A 7646-nucleotide genomic window follows, 5' to 3' on the forward strand; every position below is an offset into this window, starting at 1 on the left:
ACACCGAGGAGGTAGGTCCTGCACACCAGGTTTTCGCGGCATCAAGCGGGGAGTGAAGATAGTCATCATCTAGCGCTAGCCAAGCAGCGGGCTCGCGGCACAGAACTTCGCTTCATATCTGCATCTCGGGATGTAGTGGCTTTTCCTGTCAGCATTCCGCTGCTCCGTCACTTTTGTTTGCCGTAGATTCCAGCTTCCTGCGACACGCGTGCAAGTTCTTCCAGCGCCTTGCGGCCGCGCCGTTTTGCACTCAAGCGGTAGGCCTCCGCATCTGTGCTTGCGACGGCGTATGTGCCATCCTCGTTTGCGCTCGCGGCTAATTTTCCGTCACGGATTAGGTTCACGACATACTTCGGCGTCACATTTAGCATCGCCGCAACTTCGGGTCCGGTCATCGTTTCGTCCATATATGCTCCCTTGGAAACATTGAGCACGTCGGCGTGGTCGACGCCTTTGAACTCTGCGGCAGTGTCTTCAGAAGATTCAATACGCATTCGAGCCGTTGCGCCGTAAGTTGCTACCAGCCCAACAATGTCCGCAGCCGTTCGACAAGCCAGTCCGCTTCCACAACGCTTACCCACCCTTTGGCCTCGATTGCACGCCTCATGCGTTGCAAAGTGACCTCCCGCGAATGCTGCGGATACTTTGCTGCGTCCTTTCGAGCCTTCGAGACCAGTTGCTGCGCGAGGTCTTCACATACCTCCCATCGTTGGTAACGCTCGTCGTCCGTCTGCCCAACGACAAGCTTGCCGTTAATGAGGCGCCCGGCCAGTTTTGGCTGCGCTCCGGACAGCGACGCTGGCGTCACGTCGGGGAAAGTCGTCAGGTACATGTTGGCTCATCTCAGGTGGGCGATGACTCGCTTAGCAAGGTTAATAAGATTCGTCTTTCTCAAGGCCGGTAACGTCTGTGAATTAAGCGTCGCACCGGGCGCAGCAACGATGCGGATATGAATATCTTCGCGGTCCACTACGATTTGTATGCAGGCCTCTGGCGTCGTCGCAGCGTCCCCAGCTGTTTGTCGCTCAACAAAAAGGGTGAATTGTCGGACGTCCGTATAAGGGCCGAGCGGCCATTGATATCCATGGGCGTGAAGGGCCTCCGACACGCGCTCCCACAACGGACGGCGCGGGTCAATTTCCGCGCTCGGTGAGCAATCAAGTCGACTGACGGCTGGCTGGGCGTCGACCGAGCGGAGGCAGAAGTTTACTGCGAGCGGCACCGTGGAGAGCGCGCTCAGCGATGCGGGAGTAAATGGAATTTCGCTCAGCAGCGGAATGGCTGTACGCAAACCGGCCTGTATGCATGCACAGGCACCGCCCGCAAAGATTTGTCACATAAGGCACTCCCTCTACTGCACTAAGAACCTTTAACAAAATGAGCGAAGGGGCTGTTTACACTCGATGAACCCGCCCACAGTTCATCGTCGAGTATCGGCTTGGCCATATCCTTTTCGTCGTCGAAACAAATCGACTGGTCCCGCGTCATCGTCGATTCCTCTTCTATCTGCGCTGTGGGCTCAGGTCAAAAACAGGACCGAATCCCACAGGCCGCGCGCGACCCGGTTCAAAGCGCCATCTCATCACCGAGGCGCAGGGCATCCCGCTCGCGGTAATACTCACCGGCGCCAACCGCAATGACGTCACTCAACTCCATGCTCTGGTCGAGGCTATCCCGCCCGTAAGCGGCAAGCGTGGCAGACCGCTATCGAAGCCTCTGGTCGTTCAGGGCGACAGAGGCTACGACCACGACAAATATCGACGTCCATTACACGCAGCCGGCATTGCAACCGAAATCGCTCGGCGCGGTCAGCCTCATGGTAGCGTTCTAGGCAAAACACGGTGGGTCGTGGAGCGGACCATTTCGTGGCTTCACAACTTTCGCCGACTGCGTATTCGCTTCGAGCGCCTCGCTTTCATCCACGAAGCCTTCATGAAAATCGCCTTGCTGCATCATATGCTGGCGACATCTGCGAAAGTCATTCTGTTAACGCCTCTAAATGAAAAAAGTACAGTACTTTCGGGGACAGTCCAGATTGTAGGTTGTCGGGATTGACCTTGACAGCGCGGCCTAGTGAACTCAGTTGCTGCTTCGAGGGATATGGACGTCTCGACGACTGCTGATGAGGTCGAACATTTCCGTCCGAACTCCGACAGTGCGACTGACCTAGGTAGCCGCGAGACGGCCATGCAACTGGCTCGTCGATATCCGAACTTAGTCTTGGGCACACCGGGCACGACTGAGAAGCCGACCGGGAAAAGAAGGGGTTCGCATGTGCGAACCCCAAATCAATCAGTCTTCCCTAATACAGTGAGCGCCTGCGCTCAGTGAACGGCGTTTCGACCAACATTCGCGCTGGCCATTTGCTCGCGGGACGCCAAGGCGACCTCAGGCATCACAAACGTCACGCTCGCCCGTTCGGGAGATGACCTGCCATCAAGCGGCTTTTTGACCTCGATTGCCCTTACTCGTTCGAGAACGTATTTGCCTCCAGCGAAGATATCCTTCACAGCAAGTTCATGACCCTGCTGACGGTGCCGAAGCACCTCTGACACTGCTTCCCACGGAACCATCGCCCCTAGCAATACCGCGGCATCTTCGTCTTGTCGCCCAAGGGAGACCTGAATCGGCTGACTACGCAGAGATTCAAGCAGCCTTATGACCGACGGTTCGTACAGGGGCAAGATGAACAAGTGTCGGAAGACCGTCGCGTCAACGCCGAAAATTGCGTACGTTCCACCACTGCCAGTCGCGACCATGCCCAAGCTCATCTGACATGCGCCGTTGGTATCGACCAGCTTATCGTACATCTCGCGATGGATATCGCCACAGAGATACCAACCACCCACCCGGCTCCGGAGTGTTGGACGCGACGACAGGTTTTCGCCTACCTCTTCGGGGCTCATCACTCGTCCTGCGCTGATAAGAACCCCCTCCGCGATGTACGGCTTCATTGTATTTCCTCAATTAGACGCGTCGGTGCGTCGACCCAGTACGTGGGGATGCAAAGCAGTCTTCCGATTGGCATCAAAGGTCCCCCTGCTGGCGTAGGGCTAAGGTCCTTAGGAGCCTAACAATAGTTCCGTAGCTACCTCTTCCCAATTCGAGGCGAATGTTCCTCGGACCCAAGCTTCGCCTTTGTTTTTGCAGAGCGACGCACGCCCGAACAACGTCTGCCGCCGTGATGCCTTTTCTTCCTCTCATCTTGATGACCTCGTCGTTAATCGACCAAACAGCGGCCGTGACAAGACGTGTAGTCACCAATTTCGTAACCGATTTTTCGTGCGCTTTTAGAAGCGTTATCTGATGATGTGTCGACGCAACAAGGAGGTCGTAATGAATTCCGATGTTTTAGACACACGTACCCAAGGAATCCGAACGTTGCTGCACATGTCGCCCTGCATGATGGCGGCCGCAGTCGTTTCAGCCCAGAAGCTCGAAGTGAGTTTGCGCGAATGGCTGGACCGTGCAGTAGCGAGTTTTATCGCAGATGACCACCCGGAAGGCGCCGCACCATGGTCGGTGCAGTCCGCCGACCTCTTCGCACAGGTGGCCAGTTGTTCACCGGAGGTGCTTCGTGACCGCTGGGCGCTGCTCTACGAGCACGTTCTGCTGGAGCGCGACCTATGGCACCACTGTGACCCCACGCAAGCCGAAGTCGAAGAAGGTGCGTTGCCCGACGCCCCCTTTATCGTGCCCTCAAGGCTGAGAAAGGCATGGCCGCGACTGGTGGCAAACGTATTCATCCTTTAACGCGAATTAGTAGGCAAGCCATGTACGACGCTTTCATGCGGGACGCCAGCGACCATTCGCTTACTGCGTCCACACGCGTTCGCGCAGCTTTCGACGCTTTGTACACCGCATGTTTGCAACTCGTTGACACCCAGGACTTGTCCGCAGACAGCGGCGAGAAGTTCGCAGAGACCGTTGTCGCACGTGCATTGGCGGCGATGAATCTGCCCGGGAAGGACGCATCGCTTGTTAGCAAACTGGCCGGCTGGGTGCTGCATGTATCACCGCTGGGGCCACTGCCCATGTCGCCAGAAGAAGCGGTCGCCCTCGCAGAGCGTGTTCACAGAACCGGACGGAAAGACAATGCTCAAAGTGACAGTTGAATTGTGGCCAAGCGGCAGGGAGTCGGGAAGGCGCGTGCTAGCAACTGCGGACATAAGCCGCATCGAGAATGGCGCGCTGGCGGACTATGAAGTGTTGCTGGAAGAGGAACTGCTTGGTGGCGTTGGCGACACTGCATTTGTGCGCAAATACCCTCGATGGTCTGCGAGCGTTTGGGATTTGGTGGCACGCTGCATTGCCGCCGGACTTAACGGCGGTGTGGAGACGCTGCCGCCACGGCCTGTGCTACCAGAAGTGCCCGTGCACGATAGCGACGGCACGCAGTACATACGGATGCGTGAAATTCCTGAGCCAGCACAAACATTCTTTCGCCGCAACATGGCCCACTCCAGTCGCCCGTTCATTGAAAGCGACCGGGAGCCGCGGGACTGCGCATGGGCGTACGACTGGCGGGACTTCCTCACCGGCCAGCGCTGATGCCTGCCCTGATGTCGGTCGCGGAGTTGGCTCAGCTGCTTTTCGTGTCGCCAGGGTACACAGGGGCGACGGTTGCGGACAACCGAGGAGACGGAATGCTTACCGTCACATTTCACGCGGGCGAGTACAACGGCGACGCTACGGCATTGACGCGCCTGTGCGATATTGAAGGCTCCGCCACCCCCGGCGGCAGGCCCCCTTTTACGCTGCTGGAAGAGACTCAACAAGTGCTTGCAACGTGCACAGAGCGATACGCCACACCGGCGCCAAAAGGCGCTGCACTGACGGTGTTTATTGGCCGCAAAAAGCGCGGCAGGACAACGCCGCTAGCTCGGCTTGATGTTCTGCTTCAGGATGGGCTGGCACGCGCAAGCATTGTCCGCGACGACGCACAGTCGGTAGCCGTAGGGCCGGTGGCTGTGGACAGGGACGACGACGACGCGACAATTGTTCTCAAAGTGCTGGTGAAGCACCTGCGTTGCGGTTAGGGCTCAGATGCGCATTGAAGACAAAATCGTGCGCTCAATTCGACGGCGCAGAGGTGTCGTCGTTTTGCGGTCAGAAGTCGCACCGATGGGCAGCGCCGCGCAGGTCGGTCGTGTGCTCGCAAAGCTGGTCGGCAATGGGAGGCTTGTGCGTGTTAGCAAGGGCGTGTACGCAAAAACGCGTATCAACAAGTTCACCGGGCAGTTGACGCCGGCGGCCACCTTTGAAAGCATTGCCGCCGAAACTTTCCGGAAACTCGGCATCGATGTCTCGCCGGGGCAACTTGCACGCGAGTACAACGCTGGAACTACAACGCAAATTCCAATGGACGGGGCGGTTAGCACAGGAGCGCGCCGGATAAGCCGAAAAATTCAGGTCGGAAGCCGAACAATAAAGTATGAAAAAAGCTAGACCGGCGTTAGGGATGACGCGGCACCTCGCCCGCAAATTGGAGCATCTATTGTGACCGCACCAGAAGACTTCCCTTGGGACACGACGCCCGCAGCGCTATCAGGCACGCATCCGAAGGTGGCCGGCCGCATGATTGACGGCAAATTTGTCGTCGGTCTTACCGCGACAGAACGATTCGAGCGATGGGACGTGTGCGAACACCTCGCGCATCAGCTTGTCGCTGTCGCACGCAAGGACGCAGCAAAACACCCTCAGCACTCGCACGAGGAAATGCTGCAGCGTGTGCGCCGGGACTTGGAACGCAAAGGTTGGGTCGAGGTGGTCGAGATGGACTGGCTTACTAAGCGACTGCGGACCCTGCTCGGCTGGTAGCAATGGAACAAGAAGGCTCGATGCACGTCGACTTGCTGCAGGTGTGGCGCGAAAACTATTTGCTCTTGGTGATACCGGTGAGTGCAGCCGTCGTAGGGCTCGCAATCGGTCGGCTCATCCGCGGTCGCAGCAGAGGATGACATGAACGATGATGACTGTCGCCGAGTTGGCGCAGCGCCTGAACGTGTCGGGCCCGTATGTCTGCAAATTCCTTTCCGCAGGAACCTTGCGAGCAATCAAGTCGACTGACGGCAGGCTGGGCGTCGACCGTGCGGAGGCAGAAGTTTACTGCGACCAGCGCCGTGCATAGCGCGCTGCGGCGATGCGGGAGTAAATCGGAAGTTTCGCTCAAGCAGCTGAATAGGTGTACACAAAAACAGCCTGTATGCACGCACAGGCACTGCCCGCAAAGCCTTGCCCTAACGGAGCATATCTTCCGAGAGCACTCTCGCTTCCTATGCGCCGAGCGACCCGCGCTCCGCCCTCTGCACCGGGGGGGCCACTTCTCCCGAATCGACCCGGAACACTCCGGGGCGCCGCCCCTGCGTGCTTCCATTTAGACCCCTCGCAAGCCTTGTATTTTGCCCGAAGGCCGATTGATATCAGGACTGAAAAGCATAGCCCGTGGCTTAAAACCGGTCGCTATATGTCGTATGCGGAACTCGAACCGCACACGCGCCTGATATCTACCAACACACTCGGAAGCCCATATGTCCACCACTTCGAACATCGAACTCGCGAAGCACTTGCCCGTAATTTTGTCCGGCGGTCTCCGCACTTCAGTCAGCATTCCGGCCGTTGTCTACCACGCCTTTCTTGCTCGGCTCGGCGGTGACCGCGCGAGTTTCAATGAACACCTTCGGGAAGCTGCGATGACCGCTCAGCCGCGTCCAGGCGTGTCCCGTTCGCTCGCCGTTCGATTCGCGCTGGAGGCCGCTCTCGGGGAAGTAAGTGCAACGACGCCGTCCGAAGACTGACCGGCCAACCACAACATCAACGAGCCCCCTCTCATGAAAAAATCCCACATCGATGTGCTCACCGTCAACGCCGGCCGCACTTCCGGCTTGTCTCTCTAGGCCGAAGCCGCGTACATGCCGCTCACGCCGGAAGGTGCGCGCCGACTCTCGGATGACCTTGCGAGGGCGGCAGAAGCCTTCTAGGCTACGACTCAAGTTTCACACTGACGCGCTTACGCGTTGAGAATAGAGCCCGTCTCCGAGCGGGTTTTTTGTTTGCAGCAGAGCGGGGCTCGCTGTGGATTTGCGGCGTGTCGGTATGCGCAGGCGGAGTGCGCGGCAGCGCCGCAAAACCGCCGCTCGCCTTCGGAATATTCGCGAGTCCCCGGAAAACCCGTTTTCCGTACCCCGTCATACCGTATCCCGCCGGGGTACAGGCACAAGGCAAGAGTCTTTGACGCGCAGGCTTTCGTTCACCGGCAACCCCACCCCGTGCAAATGTTTGTGACGCGCAGGCTTTCGTTGAGCACCCCCCGCTTGAGCCTCGAGGCACCAGCCGCTGTTCGCCGTTCTTGCAATCAAAGGGGTGGCAAAACTCTCGCCTGCGCACGAAGGAGCTACTTCTCTTTGCTCACAAACATATTGATATCAAGACGTTCGACTAAGCCTTGCCTGCGCACGCGGGACTCTTTTGCATGCGCTTCGCTGTGAACAAATGCGGCGCACGTCTAGTGCGCAGTCAAGAGTCTGGCGTGAGCGTGGAGACGCAGTCGGGGTGGCTGGTCATTGCATGTGCGTATTTCGGTGAACGTGACCGCTGATTTCGGGAACGTGACCGATTCGGCGAGGTTGGGCGTTGCGCTGTTTCGA

12 protein-coding genes and 1 pseudogene are annotated in these 7646 nt (G+C 58.2%); 9 read left to right on the plus strand and 4 right to left on the minus strand.

The features are described from left to right. Positions 1-167: 167 nt before the first annotated feature. The 3 genes from AB6809_RS11520 to AB6809_RS11530 are packed head-to-tail and all read right to left on the minus strand — an operon-like array spanning position 168 to position 1291. On the minus strand, positions 168-494 hold the full coding sequence (locus AB6809_RS11520; RefSeq protein WP_371026697.1) for a hypothetical protein: 327 nt from the start codon (positions 492-494) through the stop codon (positions 168-170). Positions 495-517: 23 nt separating this feature from the next. After that, positions 518-832 (minus strand): hypothetical protein, encoded by a 315-nt coding sequence (locus tag AB6809_RS11525; RefSeq protein WP_371026698.1) that lies wholly within the window; start codon positions 830-832, stop codon positions 518-520. Positions 833-838: 6 nt separating this feature from the next. Then, positions 839-1291, minus strand: a complete 453-nt coding sequence (locus tag AB6809_RS11530; protein WP_371026699.1) for a hypothetical protein — start codon at positions 1289-1291, stop codon at positions 839-841. A 174-nt stretch (positions 1292-1465) separates the two neighbouring features. Between AB6809_RS11530 and AB6809_RS11535 the strand changes: the two are divergent. Further along, positions 1466-1990: pseudogene (locus AB6809_RS11535) on the plus strand (IS5 family transposase); the annotation flags it as partial. 334 nt (positions 1991-2324) lie between these two features. Here AB6809_RS11535 and AB6809_RS11540 read toward each other — a convergent pair. After that, a complete protein-coding gene (locus AB6809_RS11540) occupies positions 2325-2954 on the minus strand; it encodes a hypothetical protein (RefSeq protein ID WP_371026700.1) in 630 nt (209 codons plus the stop codon). 382 nt (positions 2955-3336) lie between these two features. On the opposite strand from AB6809_RS11540, the gene AB6809_RS11545 reads away from it, so the two are divergent. The 8 genes from AB6809_RS11545 to AB6809_RS11580 all read left to right on the plus strand — a co-directional run bounded on the left by AB6809_RS11545 (position 3337) and on the right by AB6809_RS11580 (position 6797). Then, positions 3337-3753 (plus strand): hypothetical protein, encoded by a 417-nt coding sequence (locus tag AB6809_RS11545; RefSeq protein WP_371026701.1) that lies wholly within the window; start codon positions 3337-3339, stop codon positions 3751-3753. 20 nt (positions 3754-3773) lie between these two features. Continuing rightward, positions 3774-4115 (plus strand): hypothetical protein, encoded by a 342-nt coding sequence (locus AB6809_RS11550; RefSeq protein WP_371026702.1) that lies wholly within the window; start codon positions 3774-3776, stop codon positions 4113-4115. Beyond that, positions 4096-4551 carry a hypothetical protein gene (locus AB6809_RS11555; RefSeq protein ID WP_371026703.1) on the plus strand — a complete coding sequence of 152 codons (456 nt, stop codon included), beginning with the start codon at positions 4096-4098 and terminating at the stop codon, positions 4549-4551. The genes AB6809_RS11550 and AB6809_RS11555 overlap by 20 nt, the downstream gene beginning before the upstream one ends. 95 nt (positions 4552-4646) lie before the next feature. After that, positions 4647-5039 carry a hypothetical protein gene (locus AB6809_RS11560; protein WP_371026704.1) on the plus strand — a complete coding sequence of 131 codons (393 nt, stop codon included), beginning with the start codon at positions 4647-4649 and terminating at the stop codon, positions 5037-5039. A 7-nt stretch (positions 5040-5046) separates the two neighbouring features. Continuing rightward, positions 5047-5448 (plus strand): DUF6088 family protein, encoded by a 402-nt coding sequence (locus AB6809_RS11565; protein ID WP_029967413.1) that lies wholly within the window; start codon positions 5047-5049, stop codon positions 5446-5448. Between the two features lie 51 nt (positions 5449-5499). Further along, on the plus strand, positions 5500-5820 hold the full coding sequence (locus tag AB6809_RS11570; RefSeq protein WP_371026705.1) for a hypothetical protein: 321 nt from the start codon (positions 5500-5502) through the stop codon (positions 5818-5820). Positions 5821-5971: 151 nt separating this feature from the next. Further along, complete coding sequence (locus tag AB6809_RS11575) at positions 5972-6130, plus strand: excisionase family DNA-binding protein (protein WP_371026722.1); 159 nt, start codon at positions 5972-5974, stop codon at positions 6128-6130. A 400-nt stretch (positions 6131-6530) separates the two neighbouring features. Beyond that, positions 6531-6797 carry a hypothetical protein gene (locus AB6809_RS11580; RefSeq protein ID WP_371026706.1) on the plus strand — a complete coding sequence of 89 codons (267 nt, stop codon included), beginning with the start codon at positions 6531-6533 and terminating at the stop codon, positions 6795-6797. The last annotated feature ends 849 nt before the right edge of the window (positions 6798-7646 follow it).

Source organism: Paraburkholderia sp. RCC_158 (genome assembly GCF_041355255.1).
Classification (GTDB): domain Bacteria; phylum Pseudomonadota; class Gammaproteobacteria; order Burkholderiales; family Burkholderiaceae; genus Paraburkholderia; species Paraburkholderia graminis.